This window comes from Candidatus Amarolinea aalborgensis (assembly GCF_900491745.1).
GTDB lineage: Bacteria > Chloroflexota > Anaerolineae > SSC4 > Amarolineaceae > Amarolinea > Amarolinea aalborgensis.
Genome location: NZ_UETR01000003.1, coordinates 255,613 through 282,012, shown reverse-complemented (window position 1 = coordinate 282,012; position 26,400 = coordinate 255,613). Strand labels below are relative to the sequence as shown.

Here is a 26,400-nt window from a genome sequence, read left to right as displayed (position 1 = left end):
CACTGTCGGCAACGAGTCGAGGCGATTAACCAAAACAGCCACCTATGCTGCTGCTAAGGTAAACCGTGCAAACATCGAGCGCATCAGCATGTCGATCTCACGTTGGCAGCAGTTTAGAGCCGACACCTTTCAGATGAGGTGGTCATGCATTTCAGGATAATGTTCCCCCGCGCGCGGCGCTTCCTGTTGGCTGCGGCGTTTGCCCTCGCAGGCGTAGCCAGCTTCACGCTCTCATCTCTGCCGGCGATGGCCAACCTGCCGTCTGCGTCTTCCCATGCCGAGCCGTCAACCTTGCAGTGGGTCGCCACGTCTGTGGCCGCGATCGCGCATCTGGCGCCCCCGATTGCCGACTTCTTGCAACCGGGCGGGACACTGGACCTGCCGACCGGCTTTGCCGGCAGCGATGTTCCGGCGGGCCATCAACTCAAGCGCGCATCTGGCGGAGCGCTGCGCTTCGCGCCCTTCGTTCCAGGAGACGAATATTGGGTGGACGGCTTTGGCGAACCCGGCATGGCCGATACCGTTCACGCCTTGGCAATGGACGAGTCGGGGAACCTGTATGCTGGAGGCGACTTCGTCATTGCGGGGGGCGTGGGCGCCAGCCGGGTGGCGCGTTGGGATGGCAGCGCCTGGGGGCCGCTCGGCTCCGGCATGAACCATGGGGTATACGCCCTGGCGGTGGACGGGCAGGGAAATCTCTATGCCGGCGGCGACTTCACCACGGCAGGGGGCGCGGATGCCAACCGCATTGCGCGTTGGGACGGGAGCGCCTGGCATCCTCTTGGCTCCGGCACTGACGGCACCGTCATGTCCCTGGCGCTAGACGGGCAGGGAAACCTCTATGCCGGTGGGCGGTTCACCATGGCGGAGGACGTGAACGCTAACTACATTGCGCGCTGGGACGGCAGCACCTGGCATCCCCTCGGCTCTGGCATGGTTGGTTACTGGTATCCATATGTCAGCGCCCTGGCGCTTGACAGACAGAACGATCTCTATGCCGGGGGACAGTTCACCAACACGGGAGGTGTGGATGCCAATTACATTGCGCGCTGGGACGGCAGCGCCTGGCATCCCCTCCGTCGCGGTGTGGAGGGGGCCTACCCCACGGTCTGGGCCCTGGCCTTCGATGGGCAGGGCAACCCCTATGTCGGCGGCAATTTTACCAGCGCGGGGGACCAGCACGCCCGCAACATTGCGCGTTGGGATGGCAGCGCCTGGCACATCCTCGGCTCCGGTGTAAACTATTTCGTGTATACTTTGGCGCCGGACCGGCAGGGCAATGTCTATGCTGGCGGCAAATTCACCTACGCGGGGAGTATAATGACCCCCTACGTTGCGCGTTGGGACGGCAGCGCCTGGCACTCCCTCGGCTCCGGCATGTGGGGATACCGTCCATATCCATACGTCAACGCCTTGGCGGTGGACGGGCAGCGCAACCTCTATGTCGGCGGCTCGTTCAAAACTGTAGGGGGCAAGCCATCGTCAAACATTGCGCTCTGGATCGGTGAGGCGGTGAGGTATCGGAGCTTCTCGCCATTCGTTCCAACTCGTTACTCGACTTTGGCGCCTTGACAACGGACGGAAATCTGTATAATCTGCGCATGGTGGAATCGTTGTGTACTACGCGAATTCCTCGGGCAGGGGAGCCAGGCTGAGGCCCGAGATGCCTGAGAAGTCGGCCTGGTTCTATGATTCCTTCTTACTCCACAACTGGCGCAGATTGTCCAACCAATGATCAATATCTTCATCGGTGGGCATCTCGGGATGGTTCTGGTCAGACCACGCCCCCGCTGTCTCCGCCAGTGCGGTGATCTGTTCCTCCAGCGCCAGGCGCTCCTCGATCGCTTCAAGGATGAACCGGCTGCGCTGTCGAGCCGGCACATGCTCACGCAGTCTCGACAAGAGCGCTTCGGGCAACATCACCGTGATCTTCCGCAAGTTCGTTGGGATGGAATTGTTTACCGTCATGAAAGCCCCTCCAACTTTGTTTGTCGTGACCCCGGCTAGGCCCCCAACACCGCCTCGATGCGAGCTGCATACGCCTGGCTGGCCTCGTCACCGGTGGCAAAGCGAATCTTGGACGGCGAGTCCACGCCCAAGCCAAGCTCGACCGCGCGCGCGATCTGCTCCTGCTCGAAGACGTGGCCGTGGCTGACTTCTGGCGTCGTGCCGAACAAGCGCAGAATCGCCACCCCGGCGGCGTCGAGCGCCACGCGGTCAACGCCGGCCAGGATAACCCCGGTCGCAGCACGCGTGCCGGTGTCTGGCCCGCCCTTGACAAACGCCTCCACACCATCCAGAACGACGAGCGCCGGTTGGTAGGCCGTATTGATCTCGGCGATCATCCGGCGCTGGTCGTCTGTGCCGTGCAGCTCGTTCATGTAGTTGTAGGCGCCATGCGATTTGGCGACGAAGCCGACCGAGTTCTTCAGGGAGAGGGTGAAATCCCCACCGTAGCGGTGGGTCTTTAGATTGCAGGTCTGAACCACACACTCGGCGTCCAGCAGGAGCTTCGGCACCGGGAAGCCGCGCTTCCAATGGGTGTCGTTCCCGTTGCTGATTTCCCAGGCGTCGGCCGGGAGTTCGTCCAACACCACCACCGTCGCCCCAAACGTCTTGGTTAGGGCAAAAATACCCTTTTGCTCCATGACCCGGCGCGTCGCACCCATACCGCTGCGGTCGGCCAGGGTGATCGAGCGTGCGCCCAGGTCGCGCAGGCTGGCGAGCAGCGTTCGCAGCACGTCGTCATGCGTGGAACCAGGCGTCGCGGCCGCGCTGTTGAAGTTCGGCTTGAGCAACACATGGCGCCCGCCAATCGCGTGGACGCCGAGCAGCTCGATGGCGCGACGCACGCCCATGACGCGGTCGGTGGTGCTGACCAGCGCGACCGTCGCCAAGGAGGAATCAGGCGTGACGGTGGGAGAGGCCGTGGCGCCTGGCGTAGACTGAGAGATGGCTGTCGGCGGATTCGTCGCCGTGGCGGTCGGCGCCGCGGCGGTTGGACCAACGGCCGCCCTTGACGTTGCCGTGGGTAAGGGGGTGTCTGCAGGCGGCGCTGATGCTGGCTCGGCGCAGCCTTCGATGAAGGGTGCCAGGGCCAGCACACCGCCGAACCAAAATACCTTCTGGCAGAACTGCCGGCGATTCATCATGTCAGTTCGCCATCCTCCGGGGGCACAACCGTGAATGAGAATGCCTTTGCATCCTTGCGCCTCTGCGTCTTGGCGTTAAAGCGTCTTCAATTCAGTTGTCCATGCGCTCGGCGCACAACCGTGAACGAAAATGGTGCGCAAGCCGGCGGCTTGCCTGCGTGGCGCGGGGCGCTGCAATCCGGCGGATTGCGCTACAGGGTGCGGGGCGCTGCAATCCGGCGGATTGCGCTACAGGGTGCGGGGCGCTGCAATCCGGCGGATTGCGTTACAGGGCGCGGGGCGCTGCAATCCGGCGGATTGCGTTACAGGGCTATTTTCAAGTCAGTCGGCATGCAGATTGATGTAGCCCAGGGGCGCGCGCGCGATCTGCTCGACCGGCATCACGTCAATCAGCTCGTAGCTGCGCGATCCCAGGCCAAGCTTCTCGCCGTACTCGACGACCTTGTACGGATCCTTGAGCGGGCCGTGCAGGTGCTGGAAGGGATGGCCTTCGGTGTACCAGGGTTCCATCGAGAGCGGGACGTTCTCCTCGATCAAGCGGCTGCGGGCAATCATGTCCAGGGATGCCTGGTCAATTGCGACGATGTCGTCCGAACCGAAGATGCCGACGTCAGGCAGGATCGGCAGGCCGGTGAAGCCGAAGCAGTCGCAGACCGGCGTCATATGCGTACCGATGTTGATGAAAGTGGTCTTGCCCGGCGCAAAGGTGGAGAGGGTCAGGCTGGCCGAAATCGCGCACGCCTGTTGAAACGCGTGGAAGTTCACCGGGTCAATCTTCAAGGAGCCGGCCGGCGCCACCTGCAGGCAGCGGCCGCACTGGTTGCAGTTCTCGAAGTGCAGGTGCAGGCTGTCTGCGTTTTCCTTGTCTTGCACCACGGCCCCATGCGGACACGCGGCGATGATGGCTGCGCGCACCTGGGGATCGGGGCAGCGCTCAGGGAACCAGTACGGATCGAAATGACAGGCGTCGTGCATGGCCCCGCGCGTTGGCTGCATCATACAGCCCAGGGCCAGGTTCTTGAATGCGCCGCCGAAGCCGCACGACGGATGGCCCTTGAGGTGCGAGAGGTCAATCAGGAATGTTGCATCCTGGATGCCGCCGCCCAGCATCCACTCGCTCAGGTTCTTGAACGGGTGCGTATGTCGGTAGTAGTAATGCTCGTCCATGCCGCCGATGGGGAAGATCGAGCAGCCCAGGGTTTCAGGGGTGTAGCCGCGGCCGGCCGCGTCGCCCGCGGACCAGTTCAGATCCACGATGAAAGGTCGGCCGCCGCCCTCTTTGACCGCCTGCACCACACGCCGCACGAACACCGGGTGCAAGGTCGAGTAGCCGACGTTGCCGCCCAGGTGCATCTTGATCGCCACATTCTCACCCTTGACGCGGTCGCGTATTCCCAGCTTGTCCACGATCAGGTCCAGCTTGATCGGCAGCGTTTCGTTGGCTTCCAGCCGCGTTTGGCGGGGCGAAGCATAATAGACGGTGCTTGGCATGGCATCTCCTTCGATGTCGCAAGATAGACTTTGTGGGCCGACGCTCTCGTCGGCCCACACTAAGTGACAAATTGCGCAAAGTATCTCGCGCAGAGCGGAGTTTGTCAAATGAAACCGCCATCGGTTTGTTCAAACCAGCCCGCCATGCCCTGGGCGCACCACCATGCACGAAAATGCCTTTGCGTCTTGGCAGTTCGGTATTTGGAAATGTACAAGTGTGGGGAACCGCGAAGACGCCAAGAGAAAACAGTTCTTGGCGTCTTGTCTGCAAAATTCTTCCGGGTAGTGACTTGCGACCTGAACGAAACCGTTAGCGCCGCGGCGTTACTTTGATCTCACCGGCCTGCTTTTGCCGCCGCAGATGTTTGCGTTCGCCATAAGACAGCCGCTTGTGCGCGGGCCCGGTTCCAGCGCGAGCAGGCTGCGCTGCAGTCGCGTCTTTGGCCGCAGATGCCGGTGGGGTAATCCCCTCAATGTGAGCAGCCAATTCATCGGTCTTTTTAGTCTCGTCTACCATCATCTGAACTCCTTTGTGCGATCATTGCCCCGTGGGCGCTCTTGTACGATCATTAATCTCGTGGGTTACGATTATCATCAGTGAAAGTATAGCCGAACGGCGCGGCCCGGTCATCAGCACAAACGATGGTTGTCTGTGTGACATACGAATGACTTGCCGGGCTGGCTCCTTCACGTTTGTTGTACACGCCGGGCGACTGAAGTCGCTGCAACAACGACAAAACCGCCCTGCGGCGGTTGCTGCCAGTCGGCAGCGGCCGACGGCTCGCCGAAGTCTTCGTAACGGTAGCCGCGGATTCAACCGCCCACGCCCCGGCTATCGTCTAGCAGCCGATCCGCCAGCGATTCGCCGCAAACTGAATATCCGCCACGTTCACGGTTCCGTCCTTGTTGAAGTCGCAGGCCGGCGCATTCAGGCCAAAGGCGCTGGTGACCAGCTGGAAAACCGCGCTCGATCATTGCGAGAAGATCAACACACTGTAGGGGCCAATCGAGAGCGCGGCGTGGAAGGGGAGGCCGTCGTACTCGCCCGCTTCGGCCACCACATCAGTGCTCGCATGACCTTCGAAGGCTTCGCTGTAATCCTGCCGATCGCTGTTGAATCGGAGCTTCCATTTTCCTGCAGCCGGGAAGCCGATGACGTAGCCATCCTGCAGCTCATTGAGAAAGTTAGCCACGACCACGACGTCATCCGCGGGTCCACCCTTGTCCCAACGGTGGAAAGCGATCACTTTGCGATCATCGTCCAGGTGATAGACCTGCGTGAACTGCCCGCAGAGGCCGCGCGTGCAGCCGCTGCGGTTCAGCCGCAGCCGGATGAGATCACGGTACAGTCGCACGATGCCCTGGAACTCCTCGCGCTGATCCCAGTCCACCGGGACGGTGTCGCGGAACCAACCTCCTTCGAGAAACTCCTGGCCCTGGAAGAGCATGGGGATGCCGGGGGCCGTAAAGACCATCGCCGCGGCCAGGGTCGAACGTTTCTGTGCGTACCAGCCCGTGGGGTCCTCTGGGTTGACCTCGTGCGGCACGCGCGCCTGGCCGTTCGACACCTCGTCGTGCGATTCGCTGTAGATGACCCGTTCGAAGGCGTCATCGTTGTAGCGATAACAGAGCGCGTCGCGGATGGCGGCGAGCGAGCGCTGCTCATCCTGTGTCGCAATTACCGCCTGGCGGATGGGGTGGACAAAGTTGGAATCCCACTGCGAGCCGAATCCGGCGCCGCCAGACGCAACGTCCGCGGTCAGCCATGCGTTGTTCTGCAAGTCCTCGGCAATCGTGAGGCGGCCGGGGAATTTCTGAGCAACCAAGCTGTTGATGTCCTGCAGTAGGCTCCAGCCCTCGGGCAGGTCAGGGCTGCCTGGGCCGGCGGGGGTCCGAATGTAAACGGTGCCGTCGAAGCGGAGACCATCCACGTGGTATTCCTCAAGCCAGATCAGGGCGTTATCGAGGATGTATTGGCGGACCTCGCTGCGTCCATAATCGGGCCGGGTGTCGCCCCACGGCGTGGTCGCCCGTTCGTCGTTGTAGAAGTAGATTCCGCCGCGCCCGTTTTCGGACCAGCCGTCGAACTGCCACAGATCGAGGTCGCTGGGGCCGAAGTGGTTGTAAACCACGTCGAGAATCACCGCGATGCCCTGCTCATGGGCGCGCTTGACGAATCGCTTGAACCCCAGGGGGCCGCCGTAGTCGGTCTCAACCGCAAAAATATGGGAAGGGTTGTAACCCCATGACCGTTCGCCCGCGAACTGGGCGATGGGCATGATCTCGATGGCGTTGACGCCGAGCTTCTTCAGGTGCCCAAGGCGGGATGCGACCGTGGCGAACTTGCCGGGCACGTTGTCTTCCTTCTCGTTGAAGGTGCCGACATGCAGCTCGTAGATAACCAGCTCGTTCCAGGGCGCAAGTTGGAAGTCATCCCCCTTCCAGTCGAAGCTCGAGTCGTAGATAATCGCGTTGCCGACTGAATTGGTCACCTCACGGGCATAGGGGTCAATGCGCATCAACTCGCCCAGCGCGGTTGTCAGCAAGAACTTGTACTGATCACCAACGCGCGCGTTGGCAATGTCAATGTACCACGTACCATTACCCTCGGCGCGCATGGGATTTTTCTGACCGTCCCATCCGTTGAACGAGCCGACGACGGAGACTCGCTTTGCGTTGGGCGCCCACACCCGAAACGCGACTCCCCCGGCGTGCGGGATCGCACCCATACCGCTGATTTTCTTCTTGTTGCTCATGAAGCTCTCCTTCCCGTTCAGTCTCCCCGGGGGAGGTTGAATAGATTGAGCAGGCTGGTCAGCCTGGGCAGTTTTTCGTTATCGGGAGAAGGATAAGGGCCGCGCACAGCCGCAGCCCACGCCTGTTCGGCCACGTCATACGCCGCACGGGGACGCCCCAGCCCGCGCGCCTTGCGGGCGCGCTCAGCCAGCAGCTCGCTGCCGTTGTCGAGCCAGCGGCGCATGATCTCCAGGGCTTCGGCTGGGCTGCCAGCGCGTTCGCTGGCGCCGCCCGCGATGATATACTCGGCATTGCCAGTCTCCTGGCCCTCGATCACGCTGACCAGCAAGATCGGCAGCCCGCAGGCCAGCGCTTCGGAGACGATCAGCCCACCGGCCTTGCAGATGATGCCATCGGCTGCCCGCAGCAGGCTGGGCATATCCTCCGCAAAGTCATAAACATGGGTCGGGGTATGCCAGTCTGTGTCGCACAACTGCCGATAGACCTCGTCGTCGCCGCCGCTGACCACCGCCATTTGCAGCGGCAATCCGGCTTGATCCAGGGCGTGCAGCGTCTCCACCAGGTGCAAGACGCGCGCGCCGCCGACGGCCAGGACGGTCGTCACGTCAGGCTGCCAGCCCAAAGCGGCGCGGATGGCCGCTGGTGCGCGTACATCGCTTGATAACTTGGGATTAACCGGGATGCCGGTGATCCTGACCTTGTCCGCCGCGAGACCGGATCCGACAGCAAGATCATACGCGTCCTGCGTTGCCACCAGGCAAAGATCACTGCTGTCGTTGAACCATAATCGGTGCACCGTCACCAGGTCCGTGACCACGGTAATGAGGGGCACGTGCTGCCCGGCCAGGGTGAAGACCGCGCCAAGCGGCGCGAGATAGTCTGGGTAGACCGTCACAATGGCATCCGGCCGGCGGCTGCGCACCAGATCGCGCATGATGTCGAACAAGGCGACCGTCAGCGCGCTCTCCATGACAGCCGTGGGCAAGGGCGCGTCGCTGAGGTCATAGCCGAGCTTGTACAGCTCCGGCATGCGCTGCACGATTTGGTCATAAGCAGTCTGGCTATCGCGCAAAAAACCTGGCGTGCGGGCATCATCCAACGGATTGACGATCTCCACCAGGCATTCTGCGCCGTGCAGTTCCTTCAAGGCTTCTGCAATTGCCTCGGCTGCGCTGCGGTGACCGGAACCTGCGTCAGCCATCAAGATGAGGATGCGCTTGATTTCGTCCATCGTTCGTAGCCTCCTTCTTGCCTCACACGCCCGTTTGGGCAAGGCATCAGATGGCCCAATTCTATAAGCGGCAAGACCGCTGGCCGCGCCGCCTATAGAATGGTTTTTCATGGGTAACTATTCAGGCATCCTGCGCCGACTGCAGCCGCCGAATGAATTCGGGCCGCAAGGGCGTGCCGCCGCTCGCTTGCCACGGCGCGCTGCCTGAATAGTTACTTTCATGGTAGAAGGATACCGCTCAACTGCCCTCAGCTCTTCGCGTCCTGAACAGCCTCTTCGACCTTGCTCTTCGCGTCGTGAGCAGCGTCTTCTACCTTGCCCTTGACATCGTGAGCCTTATCCGTGACCTTGCCCTTGACATCGTGAGCAGCATCCGTCACCTTGCCCTTGGCATCGTGAGCAGCGTCCTTGACCTTGCCCTTGACATCATGAGCAGCATCCGTGACCGTGCCCTTGGCGTCGTGAGCAGCGTCTTCGACCTTGCCCTTGGCGTCGTGAGCAGCGTCTTCGACTTTGCCCTTGACATCGTGAGCGGTGTCTTCGACTTTGCCCTTGGCATCGTGAGCAGCGTCCTCGACCTTGCCCTTGACATCGTGAGCGGCGTCCTCAACTTTGCCCTTCGCGTCGTGAGCAGCGTCCTCGGCTTTGCCAGTGACGGCGTGAGCCACATCTTCGACCTTGTCCTTCACGGCGTGAGCAGCGTCCCCGACCTTGTCCATGACGTCGTGAGCCACATCCTCGACCTTATCCTTCACGTCCTGAGCAGCATTCTTAATGTGGGTAAACATACTTTCCTCCAAATGGGTGAAATCGTGAACTACCTATCAAACAGATCTATCTGACACGCGTGTCTATTTGGCTTGATGTCGTGCGCACGCCACGCCGCGTATCGCCGATCACCAGCCCTATCGCCTTCACTAGCACCCACGCGATCAGTGCGTAGACGAGGATCGCCACCAGTGGATTCACCTCGAACACGCTGTTCCCAAAGCGCGTCGTCCCAAACAGCCCCACGAACGGGGCGAGGAACGGTTTCGTGACGCCGTAGATGAACTGCGCAAAGCCTGCGGCCGGGTTCGCGCCCAGTAGAGGCAAGACGAAGCGGATAGCCAGCAGCCCCTCCAGAATTCCAAAAAGCAGATAAATGCCATTCTGGACTCTGAGGGTCCCCTCGCGTCGCACAGCGTACGGGTCGCTGGTGAAGGTCTCCGTCTGCTGCGCCGTTGTGCGGGCAGTGCTGCCTGTGCTTACATTCAGGGGGCCAACATCGGCGGCCTGCTCGTCACGTTGTCCAATTGTCATCATGCACCCTCCAAGAGAGAAGGCGATCTCCGCCCATAACCTTGGCGGGTCGCTGTTCCTCATGTACATAGTGTATCATAAGAGGGCGACCCTGTCATCAGCGCAAACGCCACATTTTTCGTAACAGAAACATAGCCCCCACGGGCAGCCCTTGATACGTTTGATGTACGGTGTTTGGTGGACAGGTTCCATGAAGAACATGGTAGATGCGGCTACCCCTCTTCAGTCTCGCCCTCATCCATCAACTCTGCCCGCGCCGCGTACAGCGCAGCCTGGGTGCGGCTGGCCAGGTGCAGTTTGGCAAGAATACGGTTCACGTAGGCGCGTATCCTGGACTCAGCGACTGCGATCCGATCGGCAATCTCCTGGTGGCTCAAGCCCTGGGCGATCAACTGCAGCACCACGACTTCGCGCAGGGTGAGCGCAGCGGGCGCCGACTGCAGATCGGCCAGGTGTACAATCTCTTGCAACAACTTGCGGGCAATGGTCGAATGGAGCGATGGCTCGCCGTGATGCACCTGGCGGATCGCCCGTATGAGTTCGCTCGGAGCAGAGTCTTTGAGTAGATACCCCATAGCGCCGGCTTTGATGGCGGGGAAGACCTTGTTGTCGGCTGCAAAGCTGGTCAGCACGAGGATGCGCGCCTGTGGCTGGTGGCTGATGATCCGCCGCGTCGCCTCGATGCCATCCATGCCTGGCATCAGCAGGTCCATGAGGATGACATCGGGTTGGCTCTCCTGCGCACGCAGCACGGCTGCCTGGCCGTTGTCCGCTTCAGCCACCACCTCGAAGCCGCCGGCTTCAGAAAGCAGCGCGCGAATACCCTTGCGCACGATGGCATGGTCATCAACAATCAAGACGCGAACGCTTGATTCTATGAACTGAATAGTTTTTTTTGCCATCGCGTCATCTTCTTCGCTCGCCTGTCTTAGCCCGGCGTATTTTCAGTCATGTTCCAGTGTGATTATTCGAGACTTTCTCATTCCACTCAACCGATTGCCGTTAATCTCTCTATTCTGTCGTTTCGCCCTCGAACTGTTCGTCGTCGGCCTCTGCATCGGCGCGGGTTGGGTTGACGACGCCATCTCGATGATTCGGCGGCGCATAGAGCGTATAGAGCTTCAGTGGAACACTGCCGGTATTGATGATGTTGTGATGCGCTCCCGCCGGAACAAGCACGGCGTAGCCCGCTCCGATCGCATTCCGAACGCCATCGAGAATTGCCTCGCCGGTCCCCTCCTCCACGCGAAAGAACTGGTCGAGCGTGTGGACTTCCGCCCCGATCTCTTCTTTGGGTTTCAACGCCATAAGAACGAGCTGGCAGTGCTTTGCCGTGTACAGCACCCGGCGAAAATCGTCATTCTTGACGGCGAGGCTCTCGATGTCTTGCACAAAGCCTTTCATGATGTTTCCCTTTCCTCAACGTGCGCCATAGGTTCAGAACCGGCGCGTTGCCGGCCGCAATTGCAGCGTCCGTCTGCGCTCAGACGGACGGCTGGTTCACGAGGTCTGCGGTCCCCTGCAACCGCTTCACCGAGTCCCCTGCGACAACAATGGAGTCTTCCCCGATGGCAAGCACCTTGTCGCCTGGGATGGTCAGAATCTCGCCAACAACGTTCATGCCTGGCGGGACAGACAGAGAGGTCAAGGCGAAAGTACCTGAGTCAAACTCGTAGTCACGCACCTCGCCCAAGCGTTCCCCATTCTCAGTCATCACTTTGTTGCCAATGACCTCACGCTTGGCTTTGACCAAAGCGAGGGCTTCGGGCGCATCGGCAGGAGTTCGAGCGTCGGCTTCGGCGTTGATCGTAATGGCATCTTCGCCGACCCCATGCACGGCGTCGGCCGATACCCACAGCCGCTCCCCGCCGAGTATCCCGATCCCACCGCTGCGAATGCGCAGCCACCTGACCGCCTTGCGCTCAGCATCAACGACCAGGTCGTCAACCTTACCAATTTGCTTGCCCTCTGCCATCGTGATGACAGGCAAGCCCTTCACAAATTCGTAGCGCGCCATGTTTCAACCTCCCGATTCAACTTGAGTGTCAAACTTAAAACAGCCTGCGGCGACCGGAAACGGCCCTCAGGATGGCGATGAGGATTACCGCGCCGAGGAAGGCCACGAGAATACTGGGGACGTTGATGCCGTTCACAGGATTCGGCATATTGAGCAGCGTCGACGCGATGAGGCCGCCCAACAGGGCGCCTACCACCCCCAGCACCAGGTCGCCGACCAGGCCGGAGCCGCGACCCTTCATCACTCGGCTGGCCAACCAGCCAGCAATCAACCCAACGACGATCCATGCAAGAATACCCATGGTTCTACCCTTCCTTTTTTTCAGAGACAGCTCTCGCCGTCAACGCTCTGGAAGAATGCTCTTCCTTGCGTCATAGCATAGCAGAGGGGCGTCGCGTTGTCATCAGCGCAAACGCCAGATTTTTCGTCGCAAAAGGGCAGACCCCGAAAGCAGCCCGCGCAACTTTTGGTGTACGATGTTCAGCGTAGATTTCGAGCGGGCGCAGCTTTCATTTTTGGACTCCTGCATGATGGTTCGCCTTTCCTGGGGCGGGAAAGTGAAATCAATTCATGCTGGCAGCATGGATAACCGGAAGATACGCCTGGCTGATGCGGGGCGCCAGATTCAGACGAATAACCGGAAAATAAGCGTTGTTGGCCCAGGGGACGAGAGTCAGGTTCAGGTTCGTCGCTGGGTCGCCCAGCAGGGTGAAGGTGTCTACCAGGTCCAGCGCGCTCGAACCGCTCGCCACCAATTCCAGCTTGCCAGCCAATGTTCCCACGCCGATGGTCCCTTCATGGCCTTGCAGAGTCGAGGCCAGGAAACCCTGCGCCAAGGATTGGTGGCCGGTGGCGACGCCCAAACCGGTCGCACCCCAGACAGCCACCGCGCCGCCGTCTGCGGCGCGCAGCAGGGTTTCATCCAGGGTTGCGCCGCCCGGCTCGTGAAACCGCCCGGTGAAGCAGGTCATTTCCAGGACGACGGGCCATCGGCGGGCGTTGTGCAGCGCAGGGACATCGTCGCGGTGAAAAAGGCGCTCGGCGGCCCACTGGCGCACCGACGAGTGCCCATTGTACAAGATCAGCCCCGCGCCTCCGTTCCAACGCGTGAGGATGGACTGACGCGTATCCGCAACGGTCATGGTTGGCGGCGTATAGTAAATCGGGTGGGGGGTGAATGGCGCTTGCACGAACGCTGCAGCCAACTGGTCGGCGTCGGCGGCAAAGTCCCCGGCGTCGTCCGCGTCATCCGCGACGAAGACAACGTGGCTGTTCCATCCGCCGGGCATTGGATCGGTTTCATAACGCACGATCTTGTCCACGACGATTTGCGCTTCTGCCAGCGTATTGACCGGCAGACGGCCCACGAGCAGGTCGGGCAAGATGTCGCCGTCGCCGTCGAGCAGCGCATAGCGGTTGTCGGCCGCGGTCTCGCCCATCCACGGATCCACGTCAGCCAGGTAAGGCGGCAAGAATGTTGCTTTTGAATCGGCGCGATAGAGTTTGGGGTCGAACGACCCGTCGCCCACGAGCAACACGTACGCCGGCCGCGGGTTCCACGTCTGGTAGGCGTTTTGCAGGTAGGCGTGAATCGCCGCGGGCGTGGGGCGGCCATCGAAGGCATCGTAAATCGCCTGCAGGTTTTCGACGGCCACCAGCAAACCCTGGCTCTGCCGCAGCGCAATCAAATCGGTCAATGCCGGCATGAAAAGGGAGGAGGAAAGGATCAGATAATCGGCTCCGCGCCCTGGCTGCAACTCTACGGCAAGACGCATGGCTGCCGGCGGCTGAATCGCCGCCGCCGAGGTCAGCAGGTAACGGTGGACGCCGCCGCCAGCGGGATCGGTCACCCTGATGGAAGCTGGCGCGATCCCAAGCAGGCTCACCGGGTTTTCCGGGCGCGTCACATCGTAGCCGCGCAGGCCGACGGTCGAGGCCAGCCCCAGGCTGTACGTGCGCGGCTCGCCAGCCCCCGCGAAGAGAACCGAAGCGCCCGTGGAGCTATTTCCCCGCGCGTAGCGCAGCGCGAACCCATCGAGCCACATCCCTTCGACCATGCTGCCCACCCCAGGCAGATGCAGGCTGAGGACGTTGTTGGCCGCGTCCAGCACGCCCGGCGCCACAGCCAGCGTGGCCGTGATGGCTTGCCGACCATCCCAGGCGATGCGGCCCAGATCAAACCCGTTGAGAGCAACGTCCACGCGGTGATCCGGCGCCAGGTTGGGGAGGTCGGTGTAGCTCATGAGCCAGAGGGTGACGGTCGCGGGCTGCGTCGCATCCAGGGCAGGCAGCGCGCCAAAGGGATAGACGGGGTGGCCGCGATCGGGCTGGCGCACATCATCCCACGCCCAGCGATCGCCGTCGCGCCCCGGCGACAGACGCCCGCAATAGCAGGTTGGCGTATAAAGCGCGTTGATTTCGATCGTCTGCGTGAGCCAGGCGGTTCCGGTGGGCCGCGGCGCGGGATTGGCCGGCCGGCTCGCCATGCGCAGGCCGGGTTGATCGCCGACCGTGAGGTAGTAAACATCGGCGGTCGTCCACCGGCTGAAGCGGGGGTCAGCAAAAAACAGCAGCCGCTCATCCGCTTCGAAAACCGCATCCCCGTCGCCGTCCCACTGCATAGCAATTTCGGCCCCTGCGCGGGTGAGATGTAAAAACTGCGGGTCATGGCCCACGAGGGGAAAACCGATCGCAGCCAGGCTGGCGTAGGAAATGGCAACGAGGCCGGGCTGCGCCACGGAGATGATCGCGCGCGGCGGCCCGGTCTGCCTCGGGATCGGAGCGGGGATGGAAGGTAATGGGGAAGGCTGGACTTGCTCTGGATTGATCACAGAGCGCCTCAAGACTGCCAGGAGCGGATCCGCTGGCGCGGACATAGAAGAGCGCGGCCACGAACCCTGGTCTTCAGCAGCATTGGCATTGAATCTGAGCACAACGTGAATGTGTGTCGTGGCGCGCAGTTGATTCGCTGCGGGGCGCGCTGGAAAAAAGGTGAGCCGGGCAATGGACACGCCGCGCAAGGCGCCAAGCAGGGTCAGCGTGATAGGACCATCGCCTGGTTCGGAGCGCCCTTCTGAGAGCGGGAGCGCGTCAACCTCATCAGCCAACGCACCTGTGTTGGCGGTAAAGGCGCCGCCGATGACCTGACCGTCTGCGTCACGTCGAACGCCTGCCGGACGCGGCGCCAACGCCACTGGGCCGGGCAGAAGCAGATCGGTTGCTTCTGCCTGGATGATTTGGAATGCGGGGCGCGCGCCTGGGGGCAGGGCCACAAGCACAGAGGTCAGCGGCAGCAGCGGCGCGCCGGGCGTATCGGTTTGGGCATAACCGGAGATGTTGACCGAAACGGTTCCGTCGGCGCCGCGGCTGAGGTCAGGCAGGGCCGCGCGCCATTCCAGGCTCAATCCGTCCGCCAGGGCGTTCACCACGGGGGAGGATGCCTGGAACATGGGTGCGGGCGACGAGGCATGTGCCAGGTCGCCCGCACTTCCAGACGTCAGCGCCAAAACCAGCAGGGTGACGACCCACCGGCGGATGCGGAACATGCCTGGTGTGACCCTAGCGCCGCGTGGGGCGGCGCGCCCGGTTACTCAGGCCAAAGGCCAGAAGGCCGAGGCTGCCAACCGCCGCCGCGGCCCACATCAGGAGCCAGGGAAACGCTTCGCCCTGGGGAGCAGCAGCGCCGGTGACGGGCAAACCAACAAAGGCCGTCGGCGTGCCGGTAGGCGACGGGGCTGGGGTGTTTGTCGGCGCCTGGCCCGGCGTGCTTGTTGGTATCGGCGTGCCCGTCATCGTCGGCGTCTGTGTTGGCGCCGGCGTCATTGTCGGCGTCTCTGTCGGCGCTGGCGTCATCGTGGGCGTCTCTGTCGGCGCTGGCGTCATCGTGGGCGTCTCTGTCGGGGCCGGCGTCATCGTTGGCGTCTCTGTTGGCGCTGGCGTCATTGTTGGCGTCTCGGTTGGCGCTGGCGTAATCGGCGTGTCGGTCGGCGTAAAGGTTTCGGTCAGGCCGACGGGCGCCAGCGAGGCGTCAGCCTGGGCGAGCGGCAGGGCGTCGAAGAGCAACGAAACCGTTGTCAGGCCAATGAACAGACTCATGACAAGGTAGACAAGCGTATGGCGGTTCATGGAATCCTCCTTCAGGCAGAGCACAGCTGCGGCTAACGCTTCCCAATCCAGGGCAGATAGATCTGGGTCCGGAACTGCAGGGCGATGGCGATGGATGGGGCGTAGACCGTCTCGGCGCCCTGGGTGTCAACGTCGGCCAGCCAGTACCACCATGTGCCTTGAACCGGAGGCATGTCGGGATAGCGATAGGTCGCGCCGGAGCCAGCGCCGCCCTGGATGGCCGACGGCTCGAAGTGGATCCGTTGAGCCAGCGAGAAATCGTCTACGGGCGCGCGGTACAGATTGAAGCCATAGTTGTCAATTTCCGCTGCGGTGGCCCAATTCAGGACAACGGTCTGTCCATCCCAGCTCACCATGAAATAGAGCAGTTCCACGGCTGTGGGCGGCGGCGTGTTGGTTGGGGTCGGCGTGCTCGTAGAAGTTGGCGTCGCCGTGAGCGTGGGCGTGGCCGTCCAGGTCATGGTCGCAGTTGGTGTGGGCGTGTTGGTCGGGGCGCCCGTAACAGTTGCCGTTGCGGTTATCGTGGGTGTACCCGTCTGGGTGAGTGTTGCCGTTGCCGTGGGCGTACGGGTGGCCGTCGCTGTGGGCGTACGGGTGGCCGTTGCCGTGGGCGTACGGGTGGTCGTCGCCGTGGGCGTATGGGTGGCCGTCGCCGTGGGCGTGGGCGTCCCCGTAGAGGTAGCGGTCACGGTTGCCGTCGGGGCCACGGGACAACTCAGGTAGGTGTTGTTGGTGTCCAACGTCACCGCGCCATTTTGCGCCAGTGCTCGCCCGTTCAGGTTCGCGCCGCTCGTCAGCGTGATGGACGCGAACGCAAGGATGTTTCCTCTGAACTCAGAGGCGGTGCCCAGCGTGGCGGAACTGCCGACCCTCCACCAGACATTGCAGGGGTCGCCGCCGGTCACAGAGGAACCAGACGCCGTCGTGAGCGTTGAACTGGATTTGAAAATCCAGACGCCAGCGGATCCTGTGAGGGTTAGATTGCCAGTCAGTTCAAAGGAGCCGAGAGCGCAGTAGACGCCCGGCACGAGTGGGGAGAGATCGGCTAAGTTCTGCCCACTGGGATAGGTGAAATCGCACGGCTGGTCCAGAAAGCCGAATGCCGCGCTGTTATCGAGCTGAGCCGCAGCCGCGTGCCCATCAGCGGCATGGATCATGCCCGGGGGGACGATGGTTCCCGGAGGGAAGCCAGTTACTGCGGAGCCTGGATAGACACCGAGATCTCCGGTCACCGTGGTGAGGCCAGTATTGGTCACGGTCGAGTAACCCAAAACCGAGTAACTCTCCGCCGCCACGAGTATCGGTGAGGTACCCGATGGACGCGCAGCCGCGGCCATCTGAGACAAGGGGCTGCCCGTTGCAGTCAGAAGCGTGATCCCAACGAGCAGGACCACTGCCAAACGAATGGGCTTAAGCATGATTGATACCTCCTCGGTGAAACGAAACGATAAGACGACCCATTTAGGCCCGGTTACCTTGCAGCGCGTTTTTCCCGGCCTCGACGATGGTAGCCAGATTGTCTTTTTGCTCGTCGAGTATGGCTTGACCGCGCTGCTCCAGCTCGGCTGCCTGCTTGCGTACATCGCGCTGGGCATGGCGAACATTGGTGCGGGCTTGCGCCATCGCGTCTTCTACGGTTTCGGCCGCCTGCTGGCGCAGTTCATCGCCCTGTCGCAGGAGCTTCGTCCGCGTTCTCTTCCCTGATTGGGGCGCCAACAGCAGCGCCGCCACTGCGCCTGCCAGGCCGCCGGTCAGCAAGCCGACCAGCAAGCCGATCCAAAAGTTCCATGGCTCTCGGACATTGTTCTCATCTTCGACATCGTGATTGGGGTTTTCTGTTTCGACATTGTGGTTATGGTTGTCCATGTTGCTTCTCCTGTGTGATTATTCGTCGTCATTTCTTCCGCGCATAGCATAGCAGAAGCGCGCCGTTCTGGCGTCAGCGCAAACGCCAGGCTTTTCGTCGCATAAAAGCCGCCCACAGGGCGGCTTGTGCAACTTTTGTTGTATGCTGTTCGATGTATCTCCGGCGCGGGCGTAAGATTACGGTTTGTCCCCTTCTGGGCGCTGCTGCTGGCGCTGGTAATAGGAGACGCTCACGTAGGCGCCAAAAAGAAAGATCACGCTGCTCACATAGGCCCAGGTCAGGATCGCGACAATGGCTGCCACGGAACCATAAACCAGGTTCGAAACAGAGATGTAGGTGGAAACGAAGAGCAAGAAGGTTTTCTTGGCCACTTCCCAGAGCAGGCCGGCCCCGATTGCCCCGGGCAGAATCTCGCGCCAGGTGGCAGCCGCATGGGGAAGCATGATGTAAAGCACCATGAACAAGACCACATCGAGCAAGATAGCCAACGCCAGGCTGATGCCGGCCCCGATCGGAATGACCTGGTTTGGCAGCAGCGTGCGGAGGCTGGCAAGCATGCTGCTGGCGAACGAAGCCAGGAAGAGCGCGGGGCCAACGAAGGCGAGGACAAAGAGGATGGCCAGGCCGCGTCGTTTCCAAATCGAGCGACTTTGTTTATTGCCCCAAATTTGATTCAAGGTCTGGGTAAGCGTGTAAAAAACGGTCGAGGCCGACCAGATCAGACCAACCAACGCGATGCCGGTCACTGGGCCGCGCGCCCGAATGATTTGGTCAATGTTCGGGCCGACCAACTGGCCGAGGGCAGGTGTGATGAACTCGAGCTTTCGTATGACGAGGTGCTGGTCCATCAGCGGGCCCAGCGTGAAGCTGGCAATCGAAATACTCAGAAGGGTGAGGGGAAATAGGGAGAAGAGGGCAAAGTAGGCAATCGCCGCAGCCGTAATCGCCGAATCGGGCTTGAGCGATTCGCTGGCCGCGCGCGTCAATATCCCTAACCAACCGTGCGTCCGCTCATCCAACCGGTGGGCGCGGCGGATGCCCTGCTGCTGCAGCCGCGCCAGGCCTCTCGGCATTTTGGGCGCGGCCATTTCAGGCTTTCGGCTCGGGCGGGTGCGCAAGGGGCAGCAGTAGATTGGGAGACTCAGCCGGCAAAGCCGCCTGCAAAATGGGTTCGGCTTTCACCAGCAGATGGGTTAGCCGCTCCATGCTGCTGGTCACCAAAGGGGGCGGAGGATCCTGCATGGCTTCGATGGCGGCCCGAAGGCGCGCTTCCCGTTCTCTGAGGTCTGAAACCTGGGCCGCCGCCCCTGAAGCCGCACGGCGGCTGACCAGACGGTTCCACAGGATCTGGCAGACAACAGACAAAGGCGGAGCGACGATGATGCCGACAAAGCCAAAAACGTCCGCCAGGGCAATGAGCAGCACGACGGTCAGAATGGGATTATCCCATCGGCGATTGAAAAGCCGTGGCTTGACCATTGCCCCCAAAGCAATCAGGACGACGAGCGCATAGAGCGCCGTCAGCACGGTGAGCTGTACACTGGTCAACAGCCCAACCAGGAGTACGGTGACGACCGACAGAGCGATTCCAACCACGGGTATCAGGCATAACAGGGCGCCAGCCACCGCCAAGAGCGCTGGGTATGGAGATCCGAGCAGCCAATAGCCGAAAGCCAACAGCAGTCCGGCCAGGAGGCTCTGGATGATCTCGCTGCGCAGATAAGCGCCGATGTCGCGCTCGATCGTCCGCCAAATACTGCGCGCCTCTGTGCGTTGGCCCGATGGGAGCAACGAGAGCCAGAGTCGTTCAAAATGAACCTGATTGATGGTCCAATAGAGGCTCAAGAACAGAATCACGAGTACGCCGCTGACGACATTGCCAATGTTCTGCGAAAAGCCGAATATGGCCGGAAGCACCAGCTGGCCTTGGCTGCCTGTCAGCGCCTCGAAGAGCTTACTCGGCGCGGGCAACGCGGCGGCGAGCGTCGGTTGGAATGTGCTGCCGGCCAGCCACACCGGCAGCTTCCACTCATCCTGCACCGACACCGTATGGGCCAACAGCCGAATCTCATTGATGGCGGCCTCGCCGGTGAGGAAGAGCAGGAAACCGAAACCGCCCACGGCCGCCAGGTAGAGCAGAATCCAGGCTGCGCGCGCAGCCAGGCCTCGCCCGACCAGGCGCTGAACCAATGGGCGCAGCACGGCCGCCAGCGTCAGCGAGATCAACACGTAAACGACGACGCCGCGGAATTGCCAGAGCACCACGAGCGCCAGCAGCGTGGTCATCACCGCCACGCCGAACCCTACCAATTGCTTCGTCATGTTGCACCTACAGGTCGAACCTGCGCCAGCAGCGCATCAAGATCGGTTGTAATGGTTTCAATCTCGTCCATCACCTGATCAATCTGCTTGACTCTGAGGTCCGTGCCCCCCTTCTGCAGCCGCGCCTGCTTGCGCAGGTCTTGAGCCAGGTCTTGCGCTTCATAGCGCAGCCGGCTGGCATAATCACGGCCAGCCGTAACCTCCGGCTCCATCGCGGTGGGATGAAACACGAAGCGATCGAGCAAGAGCTGCAGAATGGCAGCCATGGGAATCGCCATCAGTGCGCCGGCGATGCCGAGCAGAGAGCTAAAGGCAAAGAATGCCAGCAAGGAAACGAACGGATTGACCCCTACGGCTCTGCGCATGACGCGCGGCACCAGCAAGCTGTTTTCCAACTGCTGAATAATCATCGTGGCGACGATGACCCAGATCAACTTGGAAGGCGAGATGGAAAGAGCGATGACCGCCGCAGGGACGGCGCCAAGCAGCGGCCCCACCATCGGTACAGCTTCCAGCACGCCGGCCACAAGCGCCAGCACCAGGGCATTCGGTAAGCCGATGATCAGGTAGGCAATCAGCGCCATGACGCCAATGACCAGGCAAAGGACGCCTTGGCCGGCGATGTAGAAACCCACCTTGCTCTCCATGGCCGACACGAGTTCGCTGAAGCTCTCGCGATGGTTCTTGGGGACCAACAATAACAGCGACTGAATGGTGCGCGGGCCATTCAGCGTCCAGTGAAAGGCCAGCAGCAGAATGACGATGGCCGTAAAAATGATCTTGGCCGCGGATCTGACGTAACCCAACGCGTGACTGGCAGAAGCCAGCATCTGCGGCCCCGTTTGCGGCGTCGGCGTCAAGCCTGGCAGTGTGACGGGGAGGAACTCACCGAGGCGCACGATCAATTGATTGGGATAGTGCGCCATCCACGCACGCAGGTTTTGGTAATAGCCCGGCGCCGCGGCCACAATCGTCGCACCCTGTTCGACAATCAACGGGAATAGTAACAGCACGAAGCCGATGAGCAGGGCGAGCAGCAAGAGGGAGACAAGAATGACCCCTGCCATCCGGGGGAGTCCCCGCTGGTGCAACCTGGTCACCAGCGGCCTGATCACCGTGCCCATCACGATGGCGATGAACAAGATAAAAATGACCTGGTTGAACCGATAGAGCAGCCAAAAACCAAGCACGACAAGGACGAGAACAAGCGTCGCCCACATGACGCGGCGAAATGTCCAGTGATACGGCTGCGAGGGTGGATAGAGCGCCATACTTTCCCTACCTTTTGTAAGTTTCGAAGACACGCCTGGACGAATCAGGCGATCGCATTTTCCAACCGCGAGTAGAACACCTTTTTGGCTATTTCAGTGACCAGGACGTACAGCGCCGTCAGACCGAGCATCATCAGCATCAGCGGCGCCGGCAGTGGAATGAAGCCAAACAGGAAATTGAAGGGCACATACGGCAGCACGAGGGTGATACCGATAACGATCAGCGTGCTCGCCAACAGCAGCTTGCCCGGCCGGCTGCGGAAGAACACACGGCGTGTGCGCACGACCAGCGCGATGACCAATTCCGTCAACAGCGACTCGATGAACCAGCCGGTGCGAAATTCCGCAGGCGAAGCGCGGTAGACGAACAAGAGCACGCCAAAGGTCAGGAAATCGAAGACCGAGCTGACCAGGCCGAAGAGCACCATGTAGTCGCGTATGAAGACGGTATTCCAGCGTCGCGGCTTCGCCACCCACTCCGGATCCACGTTGTCGCTGGCGATGGTGGTGCCGGGAATGTCCGACAAAAAGTTGTTGAGCAGGATTTGCGATGCGAGCAGGGGCAGGAACGGCAGGAACAGCGAAGCTCCGGCCATGCTGAACATATTGCCGAAGTTGGCGCTGATGGTCGTCAGTATGTACTTGAGCGTGTTGGCGAACGTTACGCGGCCAACGTCAATTCCTTCGCGCAGAATGTCCAAATCTTGCTTGAGCAGCACAAAATCGGCGGCGTCTTTGGCCACATCCACGGCCGTGTCCACGGAGATGCCCACATCGGCCGCGTGCAGCGCCGGCGCATCGTTGATGCCATCGCCCATGTAACCAACTACGTGCTGGGTCTTGCGCAGGGCCAGGATGATGCGCTCTTTCTGGTTGGGATCCACGCTGGCAAAAATCGTGGTGCGCTCGGCGGCGTGCCAGAGCGCCTCGTCGGTCATGTCGTTCAGCGCGCGTCCAGTCAGTACGCCGGTGATCGGCAGATGCACAGCCTCGGCCACATGCCGGGCTACTTTCTCATTATCGCCCGTGATGATCTTGAGATCTACGCCGCGCTGCGCCAGATCAACGATGGCTTGCTCCACATCGGCCTTTGGCGGATCGAAAAACAGCAGGAAACCGATGAAGGTCATTCCCTTTTCGTCGGCGCTCGAATAGGAGGCGGCCTGGCCGTCCAGGCTTCGGATGGCCACGCCCAGCACGCGGAAGCCCTTATCGCTCCATGCGCTGTAGTGCTCATCAATCGCGGCCAGCGTTTTCTCATCCAACGCATGGCTGCCATCTCCAGCCTGAACCTGCGTGCAGATTTTGAGGATGTTTTCCAGCGCGCCTTTGGTGATCAAGGTGCGCTCGCCCTGGGCATTGGCCGTGACGACGCTCAAACACTTGCGCACAAAGTCATACGGGATTTCATCAACCTTTTGCTCAGCGCCGCTCTTGGCCCCGGCTTGTTGGGCGTAGGCGCTGACGGCGTCGTCCAGTGGATTGTCCATCCCGGTCTGATACTGGGAGTTGAGATAGGTGTAGTTCAGAACGGTGGTGGATGGCTGCCCATCCGGGTCGAGCGCGCCATCCAGGCGGACGACGCCTTCGGTGAGCGTGCCGGTCTTGTCGGTGCAGAGCACGTCCATACTGCCGAAGTTTTCAATCGCGTTGAGGCGGCGCACGATCACGCCGCGTTTGGCCATCTGCTGCGCGCCGTGCGCCAGGGTGATGCTGATGATTGCGGGCAGGAGTTCGGGCGCCAGGCCAACGGCCAGCGCCAGCGCAAAGAGCAGCGAGTCAATGGGCGGCTTGGCGAGGAAGATGTTGATCGCCAGGACAAGCACCACCATCACGAGCATCACCTGGGTGAGCAGGTAGCCGAATTTCTGGACGCCGCGTTCGAACTCGGTCTGCGCCGGGCGCAGGCTGAGCCGTTCAGCAATCTGACCAAACACGGTGGCTTTGCCAGTCTGCACGATCAAAACATGGGCCATGCCGCTGCGCACGCTGGTGCCCATGAAGACGCTGTTGGTGCGTTCGGCCAGGCTGGCTTTGGCCGGGACAATGCCCGGGGATTTCTCCACGGGGAACGTTTCGCCCGTCAGCACCGCCTGGTTCACAAAGAAGTCGGTGGCCTCCAGCACAACCCCATCGGCTGGAATCAGGCTGCCCGCGGAGAGCAGAACCACATCACCTGGAACCACCTGCTCGGAGGGCAGCATCTGCGGTTTGCCGTCGCGCAACACGCTTGATTTGATGGTCACCTGCGAACGCAGTTGCTCAACCGCTTTGCTGGCCCGGTACTCCTGCGCAAAACCGAGCATCGTGCTGCCGATGACCACGGCCAGCACGATGATGGCGTCGGTCCACTCGCCCACAAAGGCGGAGACAATCGCGGCGAAAATCAAGATCAGAACGAGCGGGCTTTTGAACTGGCTTAACAGCAGCCAAAATGCGGTGGTTTGGCGCTGCGCCTTGAGCGCGTTCAGCCCGTATTGTTTGATGCGGCCTTCCGCATCAGTCTGCTGGATGCCATTCTGGCTGGTGTGCAGGGCGGCAAAAAGCTGCTCGCTGGTAAGCGTCCAATAGGCCGCCAGGGCTGCAATCGTCCCAGATGGTTGGGCCTGGGATTTTCCGGGAAGAAGGCTGATTGGTTTCATCTGGTAACTCCGAAACAGACTTCACTATTTCCGTATCAACGTCGTGATGAACCCACCCGCTTGAAATCAATAAAGCCGCGCTCAACATCCACTGACATCAGTTGCACGCGAATCCGGTCGCCTACATCCACGCCCTCGAACCCGCGCGCCACCCTGCCTTCCACCGGGATGGTGAGCAGCCTGGCCCAGGTGCCTTTGTCGGACGCGCCCGTGACAATGGCGTCGAACTGCTCGCCGATCCTCGATTCCAGGAGGATCGCGACCGCGGATTTGCCGACCTGTCGTTCAACCTTGTTGGCGGCATCTTCTTCCGCGGTGACATGCTTCGCCAACTCGTCCAGTTCCGCAAAGCTGTATGGCGCCGCGCGGCCCGCGACGGCGGCTTTCAACAGGCGCTGCGTGATCAGGTCAGTGTAACGGCGATTTGGCGCGGTGGAATGGGCATAGTCTTTGACCGCGAGGCCAAAGTGCCCTGGGGCGGCGTCGCCGGGCAGCTCGGCGATATATTCGCCCGCGCCCAGCAGTTTGATCACGGCGAGAGAGAGGTCAGGGAAGCGCAGTGGATCGGCTGCTTTTTGCTTAACCAGAAACTCATCCAGCGCCTTTGAATCTGGATTCGCAGGCAGCCTGAACTGGTGTTCCTGGGCCAGCTCCACAATGCGGTCCCAACGTTTGGGCATGCGCACCACACGGCGGATGGAAGGGAATTTCGCGGCCGCGAGATAGCGCGCGGTCACGCCGTTGGCTGCGATCATGAAATCCTCGATGATCTCCTTGGCGCGGTTCTTCTCTTCGACTTCCAGGTCACGGATTTGGTCGCCGTCGAAGACCGGCTTCGCTTCGATGGTTTCCAGACTCAACGCGCCGTGGATGTGCCGCAAATTCTTCAGACTCTGGGCGATCCGATCCTGCACGCGCAGATTCTCCGCCAGACCTTTCACGGCGGCAAGTCCATCTGGGATCGCGCCGCGCCCATCCAGCCAGGCGGCCACGCTGTTGTAGGCCAGCTTCGCCTGATTGCGGACGCGCGCCCGGTAAATGTCCGAGCCTTGCAGGGAGCCGTCCACGCCGATCACCATCTCCACGACTACGGCCAGGCGCGCTTCAGCGAAATTCAGGGAGGTAAGATCGGTGGAAAGCCTTTCCGGCAGCATCGGGAAGATCTGGGCCGCTGTGTAGACCGAAGTCGTGTTGTGGCGCGCGTGTTCGTCAATGGCTGATCCATTCTTGACCAGCGCGTCCACGTCCGCCACGGCCACCCTGATCCTGACGCTGCCGCCGGGGAGAGTCTCAGCAACAGTCAGCTGATCCAGGTCGCGGGAGTCATCGTTGTCAATGGAAGCCCACAAGAGGTCCGTCAGGTCACGAACAGACCCATCGTGCACGTCTGCGGGCGCCTGAATCCTGTCCAGTTCGGCCAGCGCCGCGGCCGAAAAATCGGGCAGTAAACCTCGCTCCAGCATCGCGCGCTGGGCAATGTTCTGCAAGATGACACGATGCTGTTGATCCGAATGTGATGTTGTTGGCATAGAAGTTTCTCCAGTCTTCAGACTCTGGTCTCATTATACCACGGGATGCGCCCGTCGCAACGTTGACATAATGGAATCGAAGGCGCCCAAATCGCCGTAACCGACGGCCTGCAGGGCCTGTCCGTCCAGGACGATCAGGATGACGCGCGCGGGCTCGCCGCTGAAGGTAACGATGTCGGCGCGCACTGCAGGGATGCCGTTGATAACCATTTGGCGCAAGATGGGCGGCGCGCCTTCGTGCGCCTGCATCAATTGTGCAGCCAACTGCGCCAGGGTGGTTACGCCAGCGGGGCTTCCCGGAGAAACGTCGGGTGTGGGCGCAATCTCAATCTTGCTTTGCGGCGCCTGCACCACGCCCACCTCCGTCGTGGCCGGGTAGGAGTAGAGGGTCGTCAGCCCGCCTTCCTTCTCTTCCACACGCCAGCCGGCCGGGTAATCGAGTTCATACCCGGCAATGCCATCGCGCAGCGTCAGCCGAGCCGGCGCGTTGGTGATTTCTCGCGTCACGGCCGTGCCCGGCGTGGCGCCGCTCGCGCGCACGACGGTCTCTCGCACCACCACGCCGGCCAGCACGAGAACCACGACCACCAGCCACGGCCAATGGGCGGTTCTCGGTTTGGACTGCGACTGCGTGGCTGACTGCCTTGCTTTCAACATGCCCATGTCACTCGGCACTCCCCTGCGCTCCCTGGTC

The 26,400-nt window shown here is 61.5% G+C and carries 23 protein-coding genes; 1 reads left to right on the top strand and 22 read right to left on the bottom strand.

Annotated features, from left to right (window positions below):
• The first annotated feature begins 144 nt into the window (after positions 1-144).
• On the top strand, positions 145-1,572 hold the full coding sequence (locus ACPQ6D_RS05935; RefSeq protein WP_423223379.1) for an NHL repeat-containing protein: 1,428 nt from the start codon (positions 145-147) through the stop codon (positions 1,570-1,572).
• A gap of 114 nt (positions 1,573-1,686) precedes the next feature.
• Here the strand turns inward: ACPQ6D_RS05935 and ACPQ6D_RS05930 are convergent, their stop codons facing one another.
• The 22 genes from ACPQ6D_RS05930 to ACPQ6D_RS05825 all read right to left on the bottom strand — a co-directional run bounded on the left by ACPQ6D_RS05930 (position 1,687) and on the right by ACPQ6D_RS05825 (position 26,369).
• A complete protein-coding gene (locus ACPQ6D_RS05930; RefSeq protein WP_423223378.1) occupies positions 1,687-1,968 on the bottom strand; it encodes a hypothetical protein in 282 nt (93 codons plus the stop codon).
• Positions 1,969-2,003: 35 nt separating this feature from the next.
• Positions 2,004-3,152, bottom strand: coding sequence for a DUF362 domain-containing protein (locus tag ACPQ6D_RS05925; RefSeq protein ID WP_423223377.1), 1,149 nt, complete (start codon positions 3,150-3,152; stop codon positions 2,004-2,006).
• A gap of 321 nt (positions 3,153-3,473) precedes the next feature.
• On the bottom strand, positions 3,474-4,643 hold the full coding sequence (locus tag ACPQ6D_RS05920) for a DUF362 domain-containing protein (protein ID WP_423223376.1): 1,170 nt from the start codon (positions 4,641-4,643) through the stop codon (positions 3,474-3,476).
• Positions 4,644-4,953: 310 nt separating this feature from the next.
• Complete coding sequence (locus ACPQ6D_RS05915) at positions 4,954-5,163, bottom strand: hypothetical protein (RefSeq protein WP_423223375.1); 210 nt, start codon at positions 5,161-5,163, stop codon at positions 4,954-4,956.
• Between the two features lie 451 nt (positions 5,164-5,614).
• Positions 5,615-7,399, bottom strand: a complete 1,785-nt coding sequence (locus ACPQ6D_RS05910) for an alpha-amylase family glycosyl hydrolase (protein WP_423223374.1) — start codon at positions 7,397-7,399, stop codon at positions 5,615-5,617.
• Positions 7,400-7,416: 17 nt separating this feature from the next.
• Entirely contained in the window at positions 7,417-8,631 is a 1,215-nt protein-coding gene (locus ACPQ6D_RS05905; protein WP_423223373.1) for an MGDG synthase family glycosyltransferase, read from the bottom strand.
• 248 nt (positions 8,632-8,879) lie between these two features.
• A complete protein-coding gene (locus ACPQ6D_RS05900) occupies positions 8,880-9,419 on the bottom strand; it encodes a hypothetical protein (protein ID WP_423223372.1) in 540 nt (179 codons plus the stop codon).
• 46 nt (positions 9,420-9,465) lie between these two features.
• Positions 9,466-9,936: a YggT family protein gene (locus ACPQ6D_RS05895; protein ID WP_423223371.1), complete on the bottom strand. Its 471-nt coding sequence runs from the start codon at positions 9,934-9,936 to the stop codon at positions 9,466-9,468.
• A 209-nt stretch (positions 9,937-10,145) separates the two neighbouring features.
• On the bottom strand, positions 10,146-10,835 hold the full coding sequence (locus tag ACPQ6D_RS05890; protein ID WP_423223370.1) for a response regulator: 690 nt from the start codon (positions 10,833-10,835) through the stop codon (positions 10,146-10,148).
• Positions 10,836-10,944: 109 nt separating this feature from the next.
• A complete protein-coding gene (locus ACPQ6D_RS05885; protein ID WP_423223369.1) occupies positions 10,945-11,337 on the bottom strand; it encodes a cupin domain-containing protein in 393 nt (130 codons plus the stop codon).
• A gap of 79 nt (positions 11,338-11,416) precedes the next feature.
• Positions 11,417-11,950 carry a PRC-barrel domain-containing protein gene (locus ACPQ6D_RS05880; protein ID WP_423223368.1) on the bottom strand — a complete coding sequence of 178 codons (534 nt, stop codon included), beginning with the start codon at positions 11,948-11,950 and terminating at the stop codon, positions 11,417-11,419.
• Positions 11,951-11,984: 34 nt separating this feature from the next.
• Positions 11,985-12,251: a GlsB/YeaQ/YmgE family stress response membrane protein gene (locus ACPQ6D_RS05875; RefSeq protein ID WP_423223367.1), complete on the bottom strand. Its 267-nt coding sequence runs from the start codon at positions 12,249-12,251 to the stop codon at positions 11,985-11,987.
• Between the two features lie 262 nt (positions 12,252-12,513).
• A complete protein-coding gene (locus tag ACPQ6D_RS05870; RefSeq protein WP_423223366.1) occupies positions 12,514-15,495 on the bottom strand; it encodes a C25 family cysteine peptidase in 2,982 nt (993 codons plus the stop codon).
• A gap of 13 nt (positions 15,496-15,508) precedes the next feature.
• On the bottom strand, positions 15,509-16,075 hold the full coding sequence (locus ACPQ6D_RS05865) for a hypothetical protein (RefSeq protein WP_423223365.1): 567 nt from the start codon (positions 16,073-16,075) through the stop codon (positions 15,509-15,511).
• A 32-nt stretch (positions 16,076-16,107) separates the two neighbouring features.
• Positions 16,108-17,493: an ice-binding family protein gene (locus tag ACPQ6D_RS05860; protein ID WP_423223364.1), complete on the bottom strand. Its 1,386-nt coding sequence runs from the start codon at positions 17,491-17,493 to the stop codon at positions 16,108-16,110.
• Positions 17,494-17,536: 43 nt separating this feature from the next.
• Positions 17,537-17,941 carry a YtxH domain-containing protein gene (locus ACPQ6D_RS05855; protein ID WP_423223363.1) on the bottom strand — a complete coding sequence of 135 codons (405 nt, stop codon included), beginning with the start codon at positions 17,939-17,941 and terminating at the stop codon, positions 17,537-17,539.
• 177 nt (positions 17,942-18,118) lie between these two features.
• Positions 18,119-19,015 carry a YihY/virulence factor BrkB family protein gene (locus ACPQ6D_RS05850; RefSeq protein WP_423223362.1) on the bottom strand — a complete coding sequence of 299 codons (897 nt, stop codon included), beginning with the start codon at positions 19,013-19,015 and terminating at the stop codon, positions 18,119-18,121.
• A 16-nt stretch (positions 19,016-19,031) separates the two neighbouring features.
• The gene (locus ACPQ6D_RS05845) at positions 19,032-20,264 is read right to left on the bottom strand and encodes an AI-2E family transporter (RefSeq protein ID WP_423223361.1); all 1,233 of its coding nucleotides are present in this window, start codon (positions 20,262-20,264) and stop codon (positions 19,032-19,034) included.
• Complete coding sequence (locus tag ACPQ6D_RS05840) at positions 20,261-21,535, bottom strand: AI-2E family transporter (protein ID WP_423223360.1); 1,275 nt, start codon at positions 21,533-21,535, stop codon at positions 20,261-20,263. Before ACPQ6D_RS05840 ends, ACPQ6D_RS05845 begins: the two co-directional genes overlap by 4 nt.
• A 44-nt stretch (positions 21,536-21,579) precedes the next feature.
• Entirely contained in the window at positions 21,580-24,177 is a 2,598-nt protein-coding gene (mgtA, locus tag ACPQ6D_RS05835) for a magnesium-translocating P-type ATPase (RefSeq protein ID WP_423223359.1), read from the bottom strand.
• Between the two features lie 35 nt (positions 24,178-24,212).
• Positions 24,213-25,706 (bottom strand): RNB domain-containing ribonuclease, encoded by a 1,494-nt coding sequence (locus ACPQ6D_RS05830; RefSeq protein ID WP_423223358.1) that lies wholly within the window; start codon positions 25,704-25,706, stop codon positions 24,213-24,215.
• A gap of 33 nt (positions 25,707-25,739) precedes the next feature.
• Positions 25,740-26,369, bottom strand: a complete 630-nt coding sequence (locus ACPQ6D_RS05825) for a hypothetical protein (RefSeq protein WP_423223357.1) — start codon at positions 26,367-26,369, stop codon at positions 25,740-25,742.
• Positions 26,370-26,400 lie beyond the last annotated feature (31 nt).